Annotated in this window: 15 protein-coding genes; 12 read left to right on the top strand and 3 right to left on the bottom strand. The window is 48.3% G+C overall.

Going from position 1 to position 21219, the window contains the following annotated elements; translation table 11 throughout:
- From KDD36_00715 to KDD36_00705, 3 genes are all read left to right on the top strand, one after another.
- On the top strand, window positions 1-312 hold a 312-nt coding region (locus KDD36_00715; protein ID MCB0395140.1), incomplete at its 5' end, for a T9SS type A sorting domain-containing protein.
- A 98-nt stretch (window positions 313-410) separates the two neighbouring features.
- A complete protein-coding gene (locus KDD36_00710) occupies window positions 411-1850 on the top strand; it encodes a glycosyltransferase family 39 protein (protein ID MCB0395139.1) in 1440 nt (479 codons plus the stop codon).
- Between the two features lie 89 nt (window positions 1851-1939).
- Window positions 1940-2947 carry a hypothetical protein gene (locus tag KDD36_00705; protein MCB0395138.1) on the top strand — a complete coding sequence of 336 codons (1008 nt, stop codon included), beginning with the start codon at window positions 1940-1942 and terminating at the stop codon, window positions 2945-2947.
- A 9-nt stretch (window positions 2948-2956) separates the two neighbouring features.
- Here KDD36_00705 and KDD36_00700 read toward each other — a convergent pair whose 3' ends face one another.
- Complete coding sequence (locus KDD36_00700) at window positions 2957-3835, bottom strand: DUF4249 family protein (protein ID MCB0395137.1); 879 nt, start codon at window positions 3833-3835, stop codon at window positions 2957-2959.
- The gene (locus KDD36_00695; protein MCB0395136.1) at window positions 3836-6124 is read right to left on the bottom strand and encodes a TonB-dependent receptor; all 2289 of its coding nucleotides are present in this window, start codon (window positions 6122-6124) and stop codon (window positions 3836-3838) included.
- 229 nt (window positions 6125-6353) lie between these two features.
- Here KDD36_00695 and KDD36_00690 point away from each other — a divergent pair, with 229 nt between their 5' ends.
- Window positions 6354-7913 (top strand): hypothetical protein, encoded by a 1560-nt coding sequence (locus KDD36_00690; protein MCB0395135.1) that lies wholly within the window; start codon window positions 6354-6356, stop codon window positions 7911-7913.
- 90 nt (window positions 7914-8003) lie between these two features.
- Here the strand turns inward: KDD36_00690 and KDD36_00685 are convergent, their stop codons facing one another.
- A complete protein-coding gene (locus KDD36_00685; GenBank protein MCB0395134.1) occupies window positions 8004-10400 on the bottom strand; it encodes a fibronectin type III domain-containing protein in 2397 nt (798 codons plus the stop codon).
- Between the two features lie 295 nt (window positions 10401-10695).
- Here KDD36_00685 and KDD36_00680 point away from each other — a divergent pair, with 295 nt between their 5' ends.
- The 8 genes from KDD36_00680 (at window position 10696) to KDD36_00645 (ending at window position 21203) form a co-directional block, all read left to right on the top strand.
- Window positions 10696-11340, top strand: coding sequence for an NAD(P)-binding domain-containing protein (locus KDD36_00680; GenBank protein ID MCB0395133.1), 645 nt, complete (start codon window positions 10696-10698; stop codon window positions 11338-11340).
- Between the two features lie 698 nt (window positions 11341-12038).
- Window positions 12039-13811 (top strand): SLC13 family permease, encoded by a 1773-nt coding sequence (locus KDD36_00675; protein MCB0395132.1) that lies wholly within the window; start codon window positions 12039-12041, stop codon window positions 13809-13811.
- A gap of 75 nt (window positions 13812-13886) precedes the next feature.
- Window positions 13887-14732: a 3'(2'),5'-bisphosphate nucleotidase CysQ gene (gene cysQ, locus KDD36_00670; GenBank protein ID MCB0395131.1), complete on the top strand. Its 846-nt coding sequence runs from the start codon at window positions 13887-13889 to the stop codon at window positions 14730-14732.
- 31 nt (window positions 14733-14763) lie between these two features.
- On the top strand, window positions 14764-15852 hold the full coding sequence (gmd, locus tag KDD36_00665) for a GDP-mannose 4,6-dehydratase (protein MCB0395130.1): 1089 nt from the start codon (window positions 14764-14766) through the stop codon (window positions 15850-15852).
- Window positions 15845-16780 carry a GDP-L-fucose synthase gene (locus tag KDD36_00660; GenBank protein ID MCB0395129.1) on the top strand — a complete coding sequence of 312 codons (936 nt, stop codon included), beginning with the start codon at window positions 15845-15847 and terminating at the stop codon, window positions 16778-16780. Before gmd ends, KDD36_00660 begins: the two co-directional genes overlap by 8 nt.
- Window positions 16781-16811: 31 nt before the next feature.
- Complete coding sequence (locus tag KDD36_00655) at window positions 16812-18464, top strand: hypothetical protein (GenBank protein MCB0395128.1); 1653 nt, start codon at window positions 16812-16814, stop codon at window positions 18462-18464.
- Between the two features lie 92 nt (window positions 18465-18556).
- Entirely contained in the window at window positions 18557-19654 is a 1098-nt protein-coding gene (locus KDD36_00650) for an undecaprenyl/decaprenyl-phosphate alpha-N-acetylglucosaminyl 1-phosphate transferase (GenBank protein MCB0395127.1), read from the top strand.
- Between the two features lie 28 nt (window positions 19655-19682).
- A complete protein-coding gene (locus tag KDD36_00645; protein ID MCB0395126.1) occupies window positions 19683-21203 on the top strand; it encodes a hypothetical protein in 1521 nt (506 codons plus the stop codon).
- Window positions 21204-21219: the final 16 nt, after the last annotated feature.

Here is a 21219-nt window from a genome sequence, read left to right as displayed (position 1 = left end):
TGCGGCGGAGGCGGAACCGGTGGCGTTGGCCCTGGTAAAACCTCGGATGATATCACTGAAGAGATATCTGCCAATACCGGCATCAATATCTTCCCGAACCCGACCAGCCATTCGGTGATGATCGCTACCGGCAGCGAACTGAACAACGCTACCCTTCAGGTCTTCGACATGACCGGTAAGATGGTATTTGAGAAATCATATGAAACCTTCAACAATGCTGAGCTCAACCTCAGCGATCAGCCCAAAGGCATTTATATGGTGAAGATCACCTCACCCGATCAGGTATATACGGAAAAGGTGATCAAGGAGTAGTTGGGATTTCGTTAAACAAAAAGAAAAGGAGGGGTTCACAGTGAGCCCCTCCTTTTTTTGTCTTCAAAGAATCCGATCTTAGCAACATGTGCAATGATATGGAGATAAGATCCAAGACGGTCAACCACTCAATATTCCTGCTTACAACCGCCATATTCGCAGGACTGCTTCTGCCGTTTCTGGTGATGGATGGAATGTTCCTTGATGGTATCACCTACAGCGCCATAGCAAATAACATGGCCCGGGGTTTTGGTTCTTTCTGGCATCCGCACTATACACAAACCCTTTACCCTGATTTTCATGAACAACCTTCACTGGCACTAGGCATTCAGGCCTTGTTCTTTAAAGTGATCGGTGAAAGTATTTACGTTGAGCGGTTTTACTCACTTCTCACAGCTGTACTTAGTGCATACGGGATTACGTGCTGCTGGAAACTGTTCACTGAAAATGAAGACGGAAATATTCGTTTGATGTACTGGCTCCCGATATGCCTATGGATTCTCACCCCATTGGTATTCTGGTCTCATCAGAACAACTTGTTGGAAAACACCATGGGGGTATTCACCATTTTTTCCGCCTTTTTATATGCGAATGCCTATCTCAAAGACAAATTACTTTTGTTGATACCCGCAAGTCTGTGTGTAGTGATGGCATTCTTTACAAAAGGATTTGCAGGGCTTTTTCCGCTGATAACCCCAGCACTGCTTGTGTTATGTTTCCGCCAGCACAAATGGAAAAAGGCGGCGCGTTTTATGATCATTGCGGCAATCATTCCACTCTGTATATTCAGCCTTATCCTGCTTATCTTTTCATCCGGCATAGATCACCTGGAAGCATACTTCCACACACATGTGATCCCTGCACTAAAAAATGAACGGGAAATCACCACCGATCATCGGCTTCAGATTATTGGATCTCTACTTATGGAGTTGACACTTCCCCTTACTTTGCTACTCGTTATCCTGCCATTTCGTCGTCCCTTAAAAAGTCACTTTCAGACTTCAATCACAAGAAAGGGCCTGTTCTTTTTATTTATCGGTATGGCTGCCTCCCTCCCTTTAATGATCAGTCTTAAACAACGTACATTTTATCTTGGTCCTTCCATCCCGTTTTACATCCTGGCTGTCTGTACAATCATAGCACCGGTTATCGCTGGCCCGGTAAATCAACTCCGACCTCTGATTCAAAAACGTATACGATCTGCCGCCTTAGTATTATGGTTAGCGGTTATCCTCACTTCCTTTTACAACATAGGCAGATACTCCCGCGACAAACAAAAATTGGAAGACATTCATAAGATCATCACAGAAATTCCGCCAGGCACCATCATTGGTACAACATCAGATATAAGTACCAACTGGAGCACGGTAGCGTATTTTAGCAGACTTGGCCATCTCAGTCTGGATGCAGATCACATACATCCATATTTGCTAACCCTGACAGGAGCACCACTCCGGGAAAATCACGCCGGAGAATATATTGAACTGGAATTGGGATTACAGATGTTTCGACTCATGAAACAATCCAACGGTGACTAACGTGAAAGATTAGCAAATCGTTAAATCTACCCCCCCGGTATACAATCAGCGCCAGGCAATGCCTTACTTTCGCGGCAAAATTGATTGCTATGAAACTCCGTGGTTTGCTTTTTATTACCGGCCTGCTTCTGACAGCGGCCGTTCATGCACAGTCCCCTTCCCTCAAAGACATGGCCAATGGATTTATCTGGGAGAAGGAAAGTTCCAAAAAGTTCCGCTGCGTAGCAGTTAGTCAGGACTTCTCCTATAATGGAAAAAACATCACGAAGAACTTTGAGGTCACCAGGCCCGGAGACTACTTCACGGCGGTCTTTCGGAAATATGAAGACAAGGATTCACCGTTACATGAAGTCATCCTCCTAAACGGATCGGAAGTAAAGATGTCAAAGCCACTGACCAGTCACGAAGGACTCGGCGTGTACTTCGAAGGAAACGAATACCACTTCGAAAAGACAGGCACATATGCCATTGAAACCCTACTCGACTCAAAGTATATGAGAGAGGTGATCACCCTGGTGTTTTATATGATCCCTGAGACCGATTCCGTTCCGGATGAAATTTCACCCATGCTTTTGCCTGAAATGATCACTTCGAACGAACAGTTGGCCGAAGATGCCGTTAACGATTTTATAGGAAAGTTCGAGCAAAGCCAGGGTTGGACGGTGATAGCTTATCATGCAGATGGGGTAAGCAACGGTTCGGTCACGCTGAATCATTCGATCACCGCGGATAAGGAATATAAACTGGTGGTCGCTAATGTCAAAGCCGTTTCAGGAAACGTTTCATCCGAAGACCAGCAAGATATTGTCATACCCGCCGCTTCCAATGAAGGCACCTGGAAATTCGGAGGAAGTGAAATATCCATTCAAACCTGGGATTTTAAAACAAAGAACAACGCGGAGCAAGCAACGCTTACGATGTCATTTGGCAATACCGAACCAGCAACCGGTCGCCCCTATGTGTTCCTGTGCGCTCAAAACACCCTGGAAAGCGCCCTCACCAAAACCGACGGACGGTTTCTCAACAACATCGCCGCCAAACGCACAGAGGAGTTTCTGAATAAAAGTGAAAATGAAAGCGGACGCATTTCCGAGTAAGGCCTTGTTTTAGTACCCGTTCAAATCAAATATGCGGGCGTCCGGATTGTGGGTATTGAAATAGCCATAACCTCCCACCACATTTGTCGGATAGTTGATGGGCTCCCCGGTGATCTGATTGAGAATATTTCCGGACTTCTTGTACGCGTGTAAAAAACTAAAATAACCTTCACTGATATTGGAAAGCACCACCGCGATGGTATCCTGCAAACCGATGTTCTCCAGCTGTACCGTCGCTTCGTATTTGCCGTTCTCAAAAAGTTTATCAGACAATAAATCCACATCCCGGAGTTGGTTAGACCCCCTGGTGAAGTAATCACTCAAATCCAGGTTCGGTGCGGCATTCGCATCCGTCTTGTTATAGTATGCGATCACGTACCAGTTATCGGTAGACGGGTCATCGGAAATGGTGTAGCTCACATGAATCGTTGTGTCACCGGGCAGGCGTTGTATCACAGGATATACCGTATCAAACTCTACTTTGGGCAACATGGTGGACAAGGCAGAAACCCTATCGCCGGTGGATGGATCATATACATTCAGCTGGTAATCGCCGTGATCATAGACCAGGGTGAGATCGCTCACATAAACCCCCGGACTGACCATCCGGAGGGTATCGGTTTGCCCCAGATAACTAACGGTCACAACAGCATCCCGAATAAGGATCTCATCCAGAAAATCGGGGCGTACTTCATCCCCCTCAAGCGGTTTACTAAGCGGACTGAAACTTCGTGTCAGGCCAACCGCCAGTTCCTTTTCAGGTATGATATGTGAAGCAACCACAGGCCTTGGTTCATGCTGATCCAACAAAATCTCCAATGGCTCGGGCCTGCAACCCGAAAGCAAGATCATGGCGATATATAAATATTTGTGCACGCTTCTCATCATCTAAAACTTGAAATTATAAGCGACAGACGGTATAAAACCGAACAATCCGCGTGCAACATACTTGACCGTTCCATCTTCACCGGTGACCACTTCCGTCAGAAACGGCTGCGTCCGGTTGTATATGTTATAAGCTCCGAAATGCCATTCGCTGTGGAAACGTTTATCCGGTTTGCTGCTCCACATCAGGTTGGCATCCAGGCGGTGTGCATTGGGAAAGCGAACAGAATTCTTCCCTGAATAAATGGGCAGGATATCTACACCGGACAGCGATGAGTTCGGCATAAAGAACTGACCGGTCAACGGCGTAAACCACGCGCCGGATGCATACGTCCATACCACAGCAAAACGCAGGCGCTCTGAAATCCGTAAGTTGGTTACAACAGACAAGTCATGCCTGCGGTCATACCTGGCAAAGAACGGCTCCCCATGGTTAAGCTCATCAAACTGACGTTTGGACCAGGAGAGGGTGTAACCCACCCAACCGGTGACGCGCCCTTTGCTTCTCTTTGCTATGAATTCCACGCCATAGGCCGTTCCCGTCCCTTTGATCAGTTCATCTTCATAGTTGTCGTTCAGAATAAGCTGGGCACCTTCCCGGTACTCGACAATGCTATGCATCTCTTTATAGTACGTTTCCAAACCCAGCAACAAACCGCTTTTCTCGAAAGTGTTTTCAAATCCTATCGCGTAATGGTCTGCCTGCTGCGGCTGCACCCGCTTTGTAACCGGATACCAAAGATCCGTGGGAAGGGCAATTGATGAACTGGATACGAGGTGCATGTACTGCGCCATCCTGGAATAGCTTGCTTTAAGATAACCCTGCGCACCCAACCTCAATGATGTGGAGAAACGAGGTTCCGCATTGCTGTATACCGTCTTTTGGGTAAGCGCAGCTGAATACCTCAAACCTCCCGTCACCGTCATGCGGTTGCCAATCTTCCGGTCGTTCATCATATAGAAGGCGATTTCATTTGTCGTGACCAGGTCACCTTCCCTTGAGGCATAGCTGGCAGACAAATCACCCGACGTACTAACCACATTCGGCCTGAAGTGATGCTTGTAAGAAGTGGCTCCGAAACGCACATGGCTGCGCGGACTCTGAAAATAATCGAAGTCGGCCTTCATCTGATAATCCTGAATACTGGAACCGATCAGGATGGAGTTTTCCGCAAAAGCACCGGACACATCGTACCTGAACCGGGTATGGATCAGAGATACATTGGAAAAAAGGCGTTTGCCATAGACGTGATTCCAACGGGCGGTGGCCGTAAAATTTCCTAACAGGAACCGGAAATTAAAAAGCGACTCTTCCACATCCGCTTTAAAACGCAACACATCATCGCCAAGGTAAGTACTCAGAAAAATACGGTCTTTGTCGGTAAAACGGTAGTTGACCTTCGCATTCAGGTCGTAAAAATAATAAGGCAACGGATCTCCCTTTTCAACGATCCGGACCACCTGATCGATGTAGGTCCTGCGACCGGAGATCATAAAAGAGGAAGTGTCTTTTTTGATTGGTCCCTGCAATGTGATTTTTGATGACAGCAAACCCACGCCACCTTCTGCAGAGAATCGGTCCATGCGTCCCTCCTTCATTCGGATATCCATGACAGATGAAAGCCGCCCACCGTAGCTTGCAGGAAATCCCGCCTTCACCAGCGTCACATCGTTCAATGCATCGGGGTTGAAGACTGAGAAAAAACCGAATAGGTGGGCCGCGTTATAGACGGTGGCTTCATCCAGCAGGATCAGGTTCTGGTCACCATCTCCTCCCCTGACAAACATGCCCGCACTTCCCTCGATGCCCTTCTTCACCCCGGGCATGAGCTGAACCACCTTGAACACATCCACCTCTCCTCCCACGGAAGGAATGCCCGCCATATCCTTTACTTCAATCTTAAACTTACTGAGCGAAGAAGTAACATCCCGGTCGGTTACCCTGGTCGGACGCTCCGCCTCTATGACAACACCATCGAGATCCACAGCGACCGGACGCAACACCACATTGATGGCGGTATCAGCGTTCAGCGAAAACGTATCACTGATCATGGGTTGATATCCGATGTAGCGGAAGGAAAGCACATAACGCCCTTCCGGCAGGCTCATGGCATAGTATCCATAGTTGTTGGTAACTGTTCCCGTTGAAGTACCCTCCACCAGGATCGCCGCCCCGATCAGTGTCTCACCGCTGCCTTTGTCGGTAATGTAACCACTGATGGTATAACGTTCCGCCGCATGTGCGCAGATCACCATACAATATAAAAACGTGAATGCTACGATCCTGATCATCCGAGATGGTTAAGTAAGCAAAGGTATGGGAGATTTTAGGAAACTGAACCCAACGAATTCCTCCACGTTACCCGAAGGCTTACATCTTACGTGTCCGACCGCGAATTGTTATGGACACCCAACAGTTATTATTTCATAAACAACGGGGACCATTGGCTATTATTTGGTATCTTGAGTACGATTTGCATCTGCCGTTTACTTACGATTCCATCCAGTAAATATTCCGTCCATGAAATCATCGGATGATCTTTTCCAACTCATCCAATCCATGAGTAAATCGGAGAAGCGGTATTTTAAAATATTCGCTTCAAAGCATGTCATTGGTGAAAAGAACGCCTACGTGGTGCTGTTTGATGCCATCGCTTCACGTGACACCTATGACGAAAAAGCACTGGTAAAGAAACTGCGCAACGAACCCTTTATCAAGCATCTCTCGGTTCGCAAAAACTACCTGTACAATATGATCCTGGAAGCGTTGAGTGCCTACCATGCCCACGGATCTGTAGAGGCCCAACTCAACCGCAGTCTTCATCACGCTGAAATTCTTTACAAAAAATCCCTCTATAAAAATTGCGATAAGGTGTTGGAGCAGGTGATCAAAACAGCGGTGAAGTACGAATACTTCGACTATGCCTCCAAGGCATTATCATTCAAAAGAAGAATGATCATTGAACGCTACGCCGTAGATAAAGGAGTGGAAAACAAGCTTGAGGATATCCTGCAACAAATCGACCTGAATAACCAGCGCTTCATGAATCAGCAAACGTATGGTGGTATCCTCATGAAGATATTGGTAAAAGCGAAAAAAGAAGGTGAAAAGATCCGATCCATGGCTTCGTCAAAATGGGTATTTGACAGTCTGAACTCAGAAGAGCTATCTAATGAAGACGGACCCTTATCCAACTGGGCACGGCAGCAATACTATAACAGTCTGAACCTGCTTTACCTGATGACCAGTGACTGGGAGAAAGCCTATGAAAGCAGTCGGAAAATGCTGGACATTTTTGAACAAAACCCCGCATTGATAGAGCGCAGCCCCCAAAGCTATACCTCCCTGATCAGCAATAGTTGTCCGGCCATGCTTGCCGTTCGCAAATATGACGAATACCGTAAAAATCTTCACAAGCTGAAAAACGCTCCGGTAACCTCCTCCATGGAAGAAGCCCGGCGCTTTTACCGATACTATAACAATGCCCTGATCCTTTCGATGAATACCGGTGCATTTGACGAAGGCGTAAAATATGCGCCGGCGATCAAGGCCGGACTAACAAGTTACGGTTCGGGTATCACTCCCCTGCGCACCATGAGCTTTTACTATAATCTCTTTTATGTTTATTTCGGGGTGGGAGATTATAAGAATGCCCTGTACTGGTTAAACAAGATCCTGAATGAAAAGGTGTGGGAATTGCGCCAGGACCTGATGTGCTTTTCCAGGATCGTTAACCTGATTCTACATTATGAATTAGGGAATGACGGTTTGCTGGACTATGCGGTGCGATCCACCTACCTGTTTCTTCAAAAACGCGAAAGAGCTTATCAGCTTGAACGTATCATCATCGATTTCATCCAAAAGAAGGCACCGCACATCACCAACAAAACACAGCTTATCGAGGCCTTCCGTGAAACCCGCCATGAGATCATTACACTTCGGGAAGATCCCTACGAACGAAAGGCTTTGGAGTATTTTGATTTCATCGCATGGATCGACAGCAAACTGGAAAACAAACCCTTCGGTGAGATCGTGCGACGGGATTACCTTGAACGCCCAAACATTATCTATCATGAATAGCCCGCATAAAAAAGCGGATCACCTTCATGCATATAGGTGATCCGCTCCATGACAACCGTATCTCTCAGGACACAGTTACCGACACTATCTTTACTGTTTCACAAATCGTTCTGTAACGCTTTGGTCGCCTACCATAACGTTTACCACGTAATAACCTGAGGTCAGATCAGACGTGTCCAGCCAAAATGAATTCCTGCCTGCGGACAATGTGATTGTTTTTTGTATGTATTTTCTTCCGGTAAGATCATAGACCGTTACACGACAGGACTCCGCTCCTGCCCGTTGTCCATTCAGAAGAACCTGCAAATCCCCAACCATGGGATTGGGCGCGATCCGTATAGAAAACGGCGTAGTACCCCTAGGCGTCACAGCAGTTGGAAAACTCACAGTGTAGTCAATGCACAATTGTGCTGCCGCACCGGTATCCCCATCATATGCTTCCGCAATACGTGCGCCGGTTCCGGTGATGATAAACTTCAGGGCATTGTTTGCCTGCCAGCCGTTCCTGTCGACAACCTCCTGAACAATCGCGGTCAGATCCGGTGTACGCTGATCTGCGCCGACTGCCCCGACCATAGTCCAGGCAGGCACGGACCAGTTAACACCCGACATGGTTGTTACCGCAGAAGACACTTCGTAGGATGCTCCGGAGAATGGCGTGGCATTGTCGGATGCCTCACATCTGATCTCCAGGTCACAGGCTGCTGTGCCGGTCTCATCCACCTGAAATTGTATATATGCTTTGTCGATCACGGCTCCATTGGGGATGGTCACCGAAGGAAAAAACAAGCCGATGACCTGGTTGCCGTTGTTATTAAATGCATCATATACCAGTTCAATGTCCGAGCTGTTCATGTATATGGCCCCTGCTTCACTTTCCTCCACATCATCCTCGGACCGGCTGATCCTTCCGCAATAGGTATCCGAATAACTACCCACGGTGATGGTCACGACATCCGAGGTTGTTTTGGCACCGTCATCATCCGTAGCCACTGCATGGATGACGTATGATCCGTTTGCCGGAATGGTCCATGACACCGAATAGGGCGCCGTCTGATCCGTACCGATGGAACTTCCGTTTATAAAAAACTCCACCTGAGAGATGGTACCGTCAGCATCTACCGCATCTGCGGTCACGGTGATGGTTTGAGGTGCAGCGTAAAAATTACCGTTTGACGGACCGGTCACATTCACAGACGGCGCCTGGTTGGGATCTTGTCCTCTTGTGATATACACCACACTACCGGAAGAAGGATTCCAGATATTGAGATTGGATGGCGGGGTAAAAATATTGTTATCATTCACCGTTCCCACCTGCGTTGCATTGTCTACATTGATGGTGCGAATTTCGATGGTGTCCTTGTTCACAAATATCCATTTGAACTGATTGAACGAAGCACTTGCCCGGGTCCACGTTTTGTTATCGTCGTTGCTACGTAACGGTGCGCCCCAACAACCCTCTCCGACATATACGGTGCCTTTATCATCTTCCCGAACAAACCCTTCATCACTTCCGGAACCGTTGGAAGGCATCACCGGCCAGGTGGTCTTAACGGTATGTGCATCGCATTCTACCACCACACGCACCCCTTTGTCGTAAAACATCTGCGCCCAGTTGCTATACTGACTTGTCCCTTCCGACTTACTGGACACATGCGGGCGCATGGGTTTATGGTATTGGGCCATTTTCCACAATACGCCCGCATTCGCATCCAGATCGTTCGACAACCAGTTGGTCTGGCTTCCCGAAATGGAAATCTCCGTATTCAGGGTATAAGACCTGATCAGGTTCCCCCCGAGGGTCAGTGCGTAGTAGACATTAGGATCGGGAACGTCGAACAGATTTACAATGATGGTATTGGAAGATTCATGGTTGCCACGTGCCGCCACGATCGGGATCATACGCCCGTCGGAACCAATGGTCAGTTGCCAGTCATTCATCCACTCCAACCATTCTGAACTGGATCCGTTGGCTGTCATATCTCCACCGAAGAAAACCGCATGCGGTCGTAACTTAGCTACAAGCCGATTGGCATTCTGCCGGGGTGTGCGGTTGTTTCTTGAATCCCCTCCGGCGATCAGGGACAGCCGTTGACCGTTATCTGCGGGTGCCGTTTTAAACCAGAAACGCTGGCTGTTGCCATTGCTGTCCCTGATCACAAAATAATAGGGGGTATTGGGGGTAAGGCCGGTCAGTCGTACAAAATGATTGTTCATACCCAGGTAATTGATAACCCTGTCAGGCGCCTGTGAGCTGGGATATGACGACCAGTTTGTCCCATGATCAACAGGACCATAATAAACCATCGGGTTAGATCCGGATACCTGATCCCATCCGATCACCATCGTTGTGGCGGGATCATCTCTTAACATCAATCTGTATCGATCTGTGGCAGCATTTAACTGCACTGCTAAAAAGGTACACGCGGTGATGCCAAGCATACGCATAGCGGTCCGCAGAATGCCGGGGGTCCTATGTGTTTTCATACAGAAGTTTTTAGTGCTACTCTACACTTGCAAACAACGGGAAGTCTATACACAGGGGAAACCGGAAATACAGGTACCCTTACGCATCAAACCACCGGATCAAATCCACAAAAAACAGCCGACACATAGTTATTAAGCATTGATTAACTGACACTTAAACTCAAAACAAAAAATCCTGATTTTTTATCTGTTTACCGAACCGGAAGGATACATTCATGTAACATGAAAGAGATCAGAGAGGGGTTCCGATGCAATTGAAAAATGCATAGATTTGAATCTCATCATTCAAACAGTCATGAAAAAGAAAATCGGAATTATCGGCTCCGGAATTGTTGCAAAAACACTGGGTGCCGGTTGCCTCAAACACGGATACGAGGTCATGCTCGGCACCAGGGATACATCAAAGCTTTCGGAATGGAATGCGACACATCCGGAAGCCAAAATCGGCTCATTCGAAGAAGCTGCCGCATTTGGTGACATCGTGATTCTTGCCGTTAGCGGAAGGGTGGCCAAAGATGCACTGGCCATGGCCGGCAAACAACACCTTAGCGGAAAAACGGTCATCGATACCACCAACCCGATCGCAGAAGCTCCCCCGGAGAACGGCGTACTGCGCTTCTTTACCAACCTCGATGAATCCCTGATGGAACAAATTCAGCATGCTTATCCCGATGTTCACTTTGTAAAATCATTCAGTTGTGTCGGCAATGCCTTTATGGTTGATCCGGCCTTTGAAAGCAAACCGTCCATGTTCATCTGCGGAGATGATGCGCAGGCAAAATCGGTTGTGAGTTCCCTGTTGCATGAATTCGGCTGGGAAGTGGAAGATATGGGCAACGTGGAAGCAGCACGGGCGATAGAACCCCTGTGTATGCTTTGGTGTATCCCGGGTATGAGGGAAAATAAATGGTCGCATGCTTTCAGGTTGATGAAGAATTAGGCAGGAGGTGATGTGATGATTTGGTGATGTGGTGATTTAGTGATTTGATGATGTGGTGATGTAAATAAATTCTTCTCCACACACATATCAGCGGTATGTCAACCTCTTAAGCTATTACCCCGTGTTTCATAGTTTGTCCAAACCACCGATGTGTTAGGCGAAGGTTCCCGGATCGTTCTACTCCCGGGACTTATGTACATTCGTCGTACTATTCTGTAGCTTAGCCCATAACCGTTTTTCGTACCATCATCTTCCCTGAATCACCCAAGTAAGAACATACTTCAACTTATCTCTACGACCTTCAATGCCTTTGGTAACTTTACCGTGGGGCGGGGATTCGTGTATCCCCAAACCTCCACGTCACCATATCGAAGCCGTCCTTCAACGCCTCTTACATAACATCGATGATCCATTCACCATCCCCAATAGTCTGATGTCTAAAGTCTATTGTCTGATGTCTATTATCCATTGTCCGATGTCTATTTTCTAGTGTCTGATGTCTATTGTCTATTGACCAATGAAATTCCACTTATCACCATCATTCTTCATGTTAACCCACATCCTCCTGCCAACTGCCTCCTGCCTCCTGTCCACCCCCCTCTGGTCATTTCAAACCATTCCTTAGCTTTGCAACCGGACTTAATGCCGTTTTAACATCAGGAAGCTATTTTGCCCCGAAATACCTTAACGCGCTATAAATGCCTGATATCAAAGTAATATGGATGCTGGTTATAGTTACAGGGCTATTGCTTTGTCTCTATAGGGAATGGCTTCGGCCGTCGGTTGCGTTCTTTGTCACTGGCGCTGTACTTGTGGTGTTTGGCATCATATCACCGGCGGAGGCATTGCATGGCTTTGCCAATGAACAGTTGGCGGTGATCATATTATTGCTGATCATCAGCGACATGATCAGAAAAGCATCGGCGGTGGAGGCATTGCTGGCCCGGATGATCGGGGCATCATCAAACCTTCGTGTGATTCTGGCCAGGTTAAGCATTAATGTGTCCGTGTTATCCGCCTTCTTCAACAACACCCCGCTGGTAGCGATGATGATGCCTTTCCTTGATGGCTGGAGCAAGAAGACCGGGGTGTCGCCTTCAAAAGTATTGATGCCTCTTTCATTTGCCACCATCCTGGGTGGATGTGTGACGCTTATCGGTACATCCACCAATCTGATTGTAAACGGACTGGCTGTGGAAGCGGGCTACCCGTCACTCGGTATTTTCGATTTCGCGCCGGTGGGTTTGGTGATGCTGGTTATCGGCATCCTGTATATTGTTTTTGTTGGTGGTCGTTTGTTGCCTGACAGAAAGGATTCCAGGGATGCTTTTGTTGCCAATTCCAGGGAATATTTTGTGGAAGCCGAGGTGCAGCAGGGATCAAGATTAGTGGGTGTTTCCGTAGAGGATGCGGGGCTCAGGAATCTTCGAGGTCTTTACCTGATCGAGGTGGTTCGTCAGAAAAAGACGATCGCTCCGGTATCACCCGGCGAGATCCTGGAGACGGGAGATGTGCTCATCTTCACCGGCGCTACGACCGCCATTGAGGAACTTACACAGCCGTCACTCGGCTTGTCGTTGCCCAAGGCTTGTGACATCCCTAAAGAAGAACTCGCCAATGTGGTGGAAGTGGTGATCAGCCACAACTCCAACCTCATCGGAAAGACCATCCGTGAATCCAACTTCCGTGGCAAGTATGATGGCGCCATTTTGGCCGTACACCGCAACGGTGAAAAACTGTCGGGCAAAGTGGGTGACATCGAAATGAAAGCCGGTGATGCCCTGCTTGTATTGGGAGGAAAGGATTTCCTTCAACGAACTTCCAACATTCCGGTCTTCTATGTGATCAACCGGTTGAAGGAACATGAAAATGTATCGCTCTGGAAATCATTGCTGGTATTGGGTGGCGTTATCCTGTCTATCATCCTGAGCAGCATACAGCTGGTGCCGTTGTTTACCGGACTGGTCCTTGTCCTGGCCACGGCTTTATTAATCAAGGTGGTGCCTAACCAGGAGATACGCAAAAGCATCGACTTTGAGCTCATCATCATGATCGCATTGGGCATTGCCTTCGGAAGAGCCATGATCAATTCAGGTGCGGCGGGTTATCTCTCACAGACGATGTATCAGTGGTTGAATCCATTGGGAGGGACCCTGATCATATTCGGCATATTTATGGTCACCAATCTTTTGGCAGGATTCATCACCACCAAGGCAGCGGTGGCACTGGTGTTTCCCGTTTCCGTTTCGCTGGCAGCGCAGATGCATGCGAACCCTGTACCCTTTATTCTCGTAGTGGCCTTCGGTGGAGCTGCAAGCTTCATCACCCCGATCGGCTACCAGACGAACCTCATGGTTTATGGTCCGGGGGGATATTCGTTCAAGGACTTTTTCAGGTATGGCGCACCATTGACATTGATCTATGCCGTGGTGTGTGCCGTGATCCTGGCATGGACGTATGGAATTGAATAAGATGAAACTGAAGAAACAATTTGCCATGACCTCCAATTGAGCCTGCACAGAATTAACCATCGTATCACAATCTAAATGACAGACCAAACCGAAATCAACAAACTCACCCACCTGGCCATCACAGCCGCTGAATTGGCAGGCCGGGAGATCATGGACGTATACCAAAGTCCGATCGCCGTTGAAATGAAAGAAGATAACAGTCCGCTTACGGAGGCAGACCAACGCGCCAACAAGGTCATTGAAGCAACCCTCCTTGATAGCGGATTGCCCATTCTGAGTGAAGAAGGCAGCCAGGTAGACTTTAAAGAAAGGTCCGGCTGGGACAAGTATTGGCTCGTAGACCCCCTGGATGGAACCAAAGAATTTATCAAACGCAATGGCGAGTTTACCGTAAACATTGCCCTGATGGAAGGCAACCGACCGGTATCCGGTGTGATTTATGTGCCGGTGACGGATACGCTTTACGTAGGCCATGCCGGGCTCGGAAGTATCAAACTGGAAGGATTGAAAACCGTATTGGGGAATATCCTGACCGATGACCTGCTCACGCCCATTGCAGCCAGGGGGGTGAAGCTGCCCGTTCCCAAAGGAGACAGGCCGGTGACCCTCGTCGGAAGTAGGTCACACATGTCGCCCGAGACCGAAGCATTCATGGAGGACATGAGAAAAAAACACGGAGAGGTGGAAGTGCTTGCCGCAGGAAGCTCACTTAAACTATGCATGGTGGCAGAGGGCAAGGCGGAATACTATCCCCGTTTTGCACCTACCATGGAGTGGGATACCGCTGCGGGACAAGCCATCGTGGAATCCATGGGAGGCCGCGTGATTCGCTGGCCTGAACAACAACCTATGACCTATAACAAGGAGATATTGAGAAATGATTGGTTCCTTGTTGAAGGCCTTACCGCGCATAATTCGTAGATTTGCACCCAGAATAGCAAAAAGCTAAAGAATGAGAAAGAAAGCATTGATTACCGGGATCACCGGCCAGGACGGAGCCTACCTTGCAGAATTCCTTCTGAAAAAAGGATACGAGGTTCACGGTATTAAAAGACGAAGCTCCCTGTTTAACACCGAAAGGGTAGATCACCTGTATACCGATACCCATGAGGGAAATGTGAATTTTATTCTCCACTTCGGAGATATGACGGACTCCACCAACCTGATCCGCATCATCCAGGAGGTGCAGCCCGACGAGATTTATAACCTGGCAGCACAGTCGCATGTGAAAGTTTCATTTGAAACACCTGAATACACCGCCAATGCGGATGCCATGGGTACCCTGAGGTTGCTGGAAGCCATTCGTATCCTCGGAATGGAGAAGAAAGTGAGATTCTACCAGGCTTCCACGTCAGAACTTTACGGTAAGGTGCAGGAAACCCCTCAGAAGGAAACCACCCCGTTCTATCCCAGAAGTCCGTATGCGGTATCCAAACTGTATGCTTTCTGGATCACCAAGAACTACCGGGAAGCTTATGACATTTTCGCCTGCAATGGTATTCTCTTCAACCATGAAAGCCCCATCCGCGGAGAAACTTTCGTAACGCGCAAAATCACCAGGGCTGTAGCCAAGATCTCCCTGGGACTACAGGATAAAATGTACCTCGGAAACCTCGACTCACAACGCGACTGGGGACATGCACGTGACTATGTCGAAGGGATGTACCTGATGCTTCAGGTGGATAAACCCGATGACTATGTGCTGGCAACAGGTGAGGTGCACTCCGTGCGCGAGTTTACCGTAGAAGCCTTCAAACAGGTGGGCATTGATATTGAATGGAAAGGCAGTGGTGTGGATGAGGTGGGCGTAGATGCCAAAACTGGTGAGGAGCGTGTCAGCATCGACCCACGGTATTTCCGCCCCACGGAAGTAGAGTTTCTTTTAGGTGACCCTTCCCGTGCCATCAAGGAACTGGGATGGAAACCGAAGATCACCTTCCATGCCCTGGTGAAGGAAATGGTACAGGCCGACGTAGAGCTCTTCAAGCGGGATAAATATCTTCTTGACGGCGGACATAAGATCATGAACTATTATGAATAAGGAAAGCCGCATTTATGTGGCAGGCCATAACGGAATGGTTGGTTCTGCCATCGTTCGCAAACTGAGAAGCCTCGGTTTTGAGAACCTGGCACTGAAATCTTCCAAAGAACTGGACCTGAGAGACGGAAAGGCAGTACATGATTTCTTCGCAGGCGAGAAGATCAACTATGTGATCCTTGCTGCCGCAAAAGTGGGTGGTATTCATGCGAATGATACTTACAGCGGTGAATTTATCAGGGATAATATCCTCATTCAAACAAATGTGATCCATGAGAGTTATCTGCACAATGTGAAGAAACTTCTCTTCCTGGGATCATCATGTATCTACCCTAAGCTGGCGCCTCAGCCAATGCCGGAAGACTGTCTGCTGACAGGCCCCCTGGAGTATACCAATGAGGCCTATGCCATCGCCAAGATCGCAGGCATTAAGATGTGTGACGCTTACCGGAAGCAATACGGCTGCAATTATATTTCCGCTATGCCTACGAATCTCTATGGTCCGAATGACAATTACGACCTGCAGAATTCACATGTACTTCCGGCTTTGCTCAGGAAATTTCATGAGGCCAAAGAAGCCAACGCGCCATTCGTTGAAGTTTGGGGTTCAGGAAAACCCAAAAGGGAATTCCTGCATGTGGATGACCTGGCAGAAGCGTGTCTGTATCTCATGGAGAACTATGACGAACCGGGCCTGGTAAATGTGGGTGTGGGTGAAGATATTTCCATCAGTGAACTGGCATCACTCATCAAGGATATCGTAGGATACCCTGGTGAAATTCGTTACGATGATTCCAAGCCTGATGGCACGCCCCGTAAATTGATGGACGTTTCGAAGATTCACAGCTTCGGCTGGCATCATAAAATCGGATTGAGAGAAGGGATTGAACAAGTTTACCGCCTCATCCTTGAAAACAATGTACTCGCCTGAACGCTTGCGGGCAACATTCATAAAAATACTTTTGGCCACATTGGTTTTGCCAGGTTCTTCCACACTGGCACAAACCACTTTCGACTATCTCGGAAGGGTTAATAACCTTCCGCTGGAGCGGAACATGCACGGTGTTGGCGCGAATGTTCACACGGGTTTCAAGCCTTATCTTCCCGAATTCCTGGCAGGAGCTGTTAAAACGGATTCAATAGCAACAGCAGCATATGCCTTCAGGTCCAGGAAAAAAAGTGTGGATGAACGGTCCTGGTTCGGAAGAAAAGCCAGGTTCCAGCACCTGATTGAAGTTGACAGCGCCGACTTTTACCTGAGCATCGATCCCATCCTGAATGTGCAGATCGGGTCCCAACGGGAAACAGATTCTTCACTGTATATCAATACCAGAGGCTTCGCCATCCATGGCAGGATAGGCCAACGGGTGTTTATCTATTCAGACTTCAGAGAGAATCAGGCGAAATTTCCGGATTATATGGAAGCGTACATCCGGTCTACCGGTGTTGTTCCGGGACATGGCGCTACCAAAGACTTCAAAGGCTCAGGATTTGATTATGCCATGGCTTCAGGTTATGTGTCTTATATGCCCTCCAAATATTTTCATTTCAGATTTGGTCACGGCAAGAATTTTATCGGGGATGGTTACCGTTCCCTGCTGCTGTCAGATGGTTCGTTCAACTACCCCTTCCTCAGGGTAACGACACAGGTGTGGAAAATTCAGTATACCAATCTTTTCACATCCTTTCAGAACATAGATGACACCCAGGGGTCCTTCGCTCCACATACCTATGAAGGCGGATATAAAAAGAAATTTGCCAGTTTTCACTACCTGAGCTGGAATGCAGCCCCACGTCTGCAGGTTGGTTTCTTTGAAGGCATACTTTGGCAAAGCGCTGATTCCTCTTCACGCCGTGGTTTTGATCTGAATTACCTGAACCCGGTTATTTTTTACAGACCTGTGGAGTTTTCACTGGGCTCTCCCGACAATGCCATCCTCGGACTCAACCTGAAGTTCAAAGCAACCGATAAGGTCATCGTGTACGCGCAAGGTGTGGCGGATGACATCAACCTGAAAAGAAAGGATGACCTTCCGCTGGATACCACGGTCACAACGGAACGGAAGGGCTTCATCCAGAATAAACTGGGCTATCAGCTCGGCGTTCATGGTTTTGATCTGTTCGGCATTGCCAACCTGGATGTTCAGGCAGAACTGAACGCGGTGAGACCCTATACCTACGCCCATAAAACACCGCTGCAAAGCTATACCCATTTTGCCGAACCGCTGGCTCATCCGTTGGGCGCCAATTTCAGGGAATGGGTATTTCTGGCCGATTATCGAAAAAATAACTGGATGCTGAACGCACGGTGGGTGATCGCCCGGACGGGAAGGGATAGCACAAGTCAGCAACATTACGGATCTGACATCTTTAAGTCCGATTATGATGCACAATATGGTCTGCTGGGATTTGGCAACACCCTGCTTCAGGGACAACAGGTGAAAATTTCAAATTTCCGATTACAGGTGAATTACCTGATCAACCCTTCGTATCAAATGAATTTGTTTGTTGGTTGGATGTCCAGGGTGGCGATAACCGACGATAAGTCGATGACCACCTCAATGTTATTTTTTGGCCTGAAAACCAGACTGGATAACACCTATGATGATTTCTGACCGATGGGGCATGTAACCCAATTCAGTAATATTACGTAACACCGTGGCCGGGCAAAAAAATATTTAACTTTACCGCGCAATCAACGAATTGCATGATGGAAACGGTTATTCTCAGCTTCGTCACCTCCTTTGTAGTCGTCCTCTTCGCTACGCCTCCCCTTATTACCGTAGCAAAAATGAAGAACCTGATCGATGAGCCCAACGACAGGAAACTTCACAAAAGCAGCATTCCCACCATCGGGGGCATCATTATTTTTGCAGCCGCCTTGTTTGCATTCGCGCTATGGTTTCCGGCAGACAGCCTTGAGAGTTATCAGAATCTGCTGAAATCCACCAATGACCTTAAGTATACTGTAGCCACCGTGATCCTGTTGTTTTTTATCGGGATTAAAGATGATATCATCGGTACCGCTCCCATGAAAAAATTGATTGCACACGTGATCGTGGGCCTGGTTCTGGTGCTGATGGCCAATGTGCGACTCACCAGCATGTACGGCCTGTTCGGCATTTACACCCTGCCCGAATGGGCCAGTATTTTTTTATCGCTGTTCACTTACATCGTCATCGTGAATGCCTTCAACCTGATAGATGGAGTGGATGGGCTTGCGGCTGGTGTTGGCTTTATCGTTTGTTTTTCCTTCGGAATTTGGTTTTTCCTTGTCGGAGAGCCTGTGTTGACCGCCCTGTCCTTTTCTCTGGGTGGTGCCCTCCTCGGATTCCTCATCTTCAACTTCTATCCGGCCAAGATCTTCATGGGCGACTCAGGGTCACTGACAATCGGACTGATCGTCTCCATCCTTGCCATCAAACTGATTGAGTACGATATCAGCGGAATGGAAGGTACCTTCGTACAAATCTCCAAACCGGTATTCGCGATTTCCGTACTGATCTATCCGCTCTTCGATACGTTAAGAATATTTATTTACCGTGCGATGAATGGTACTTCACCATTTGCGGCAGATAAGAACCATATCCACCACAGACTGATTGCCAACGGCCTGACCCAGCGCCAGACCACGCTCACCATTTACATCGTCAATGTATTCCTCATCTTTTTAGCCATCCTGTTTGCCGGACTGGATCAGAGCATGGCACTTGTACTGCTGGGGTTGGTTTCTGCCGGACTGGTATTCCTGCCGGGTCTTCTAAAGCGCAGGCATTACAGGGTTGGTAAACCACACGTTTCCTGAGTCGGTGAAAACCGGTCCCCAAAGATACTTGACAGGGTTGCTTATTCTGGTGACCTTCAGCCTTCATGCACAACAGTTCAATGTCATGCCGGGTTCACCATCGGACCTGAGTACGGAAGGGCAACAATTCTCCCGGGCAGATTCCTGTTTCAATGCTGTCTATCCCATCACCATGGATCTACGCACATTAAATGGGGAGAAGCACGGTTTGAAAGTAGGCCATCCGGTTAAGCAGCAAGACCTGCTATCCTTCAATAATCAGAAGTGGATGTTCAATGTGGCACCGGTATACCATTTCCAGGGAGGATTGGGAACGCAATCCACATCCGAAGTGGGTGGCGGATTCCGCCTGAGGACCGGACAGGCCAAATGGTCCTTTGAAATGAATGGCATTTGGGGCGCGTCCCGGATGCCTCCCTACATTTCAACGTACATCGATTCGTTTGAGGTTATTCCCGGCACCGGACGAGCCAAGCAACTGGAAGATGATCTGGTTGGATGGCGCAGCAGAAGGATCCAGTTTATATGGACACCCAGCCGTCATTTTCAACTGCAGGCAGGACGAGGTAAAAATTTCATTGGCAATGGCTACCGGTCGTTGCTGTTGTCCTATAACCCGAGAAGCAGTCCCTACCTGAGGCTCACCACCCGCGTGTGGAAAATGCAATACACCAATTTGTTCCTCAAGCTTGAACATATCAATGGCGCTTCGGGGCAGAAAGAAAAGTACCAGGGGAAATATGCCGCCATGCACTTTCTTGACTGGCATATAGGTCGTGCGTTATCCCTTGGCATCTTTGAGGCTGTCGTCTGGCAACACGAAGACAGCGAAGGCATCCGGGGCTTTGATATCAATTACCTCAATCCGTTTATTTTCTACCGTCCGGTGGAATTTTCCCTGGGATCACCGGACAATGTTTTGATGGGACTGAATGTCCGGATCATGACCGGAAAGAAAAGCTACTGGTACGGCCAGGCCTGTCTGGACGAATTCTTTTTCCAGGAGATCCGAAAATGGGACGGATGGTCCAGCAACAAGCAAGGTGTGCAGATGGGCTGGAGGGTGGTTGATGTATTAGGGAAAAAAGGTTTGTCGGTCCGTTTTGAGGCCAACTATGTAAGGCCGTACACCTACACCCACGTGGTGTCCACCCAGAATTACACCCACTTTAACGAAGCACTTGCCCACCCACTGAGGGCTAATTTTGTGGAAGGCCTTTTCCGCCTTCAGCATATTTCCGAGAAGTGGATGCAAACGGTACACGTGTCCATGGCCCTTTATGGAGATGACTCCACGGGCACCCATATGGGCCGCAATCTTTTCATACCCTATCCGGATACAAGGGGAAACCATGTGGCGCAGGGCATCAAAACCGGACTGGTATTTTGTGAGGTTACCTGCAGGAAATGGATCGGGGAGGGTAGACGGACCAATGCATTTGCAAGCCTGGTATGGAGAATGGAGGCTACCGCTGCCGAACATAAAGATTACGCAAACATCAGTGTGGGAATTTCCACCTGGTTCCCATCCCGCTATCTGGACTTTTGACCTTCCCGTACCCCGT

It is taken from the genome of Flavobacteriales bacterium, from assembly GCA_020435415.1.
Classification (GTDB): Bacteria; Bacteroidota; Bacteroidia; order JACJYZ01; family JACJYZ01; genus JACJYZ01.
This window is presented reverse-complemented; position numbering and strand designations above follow the sequence as displayed.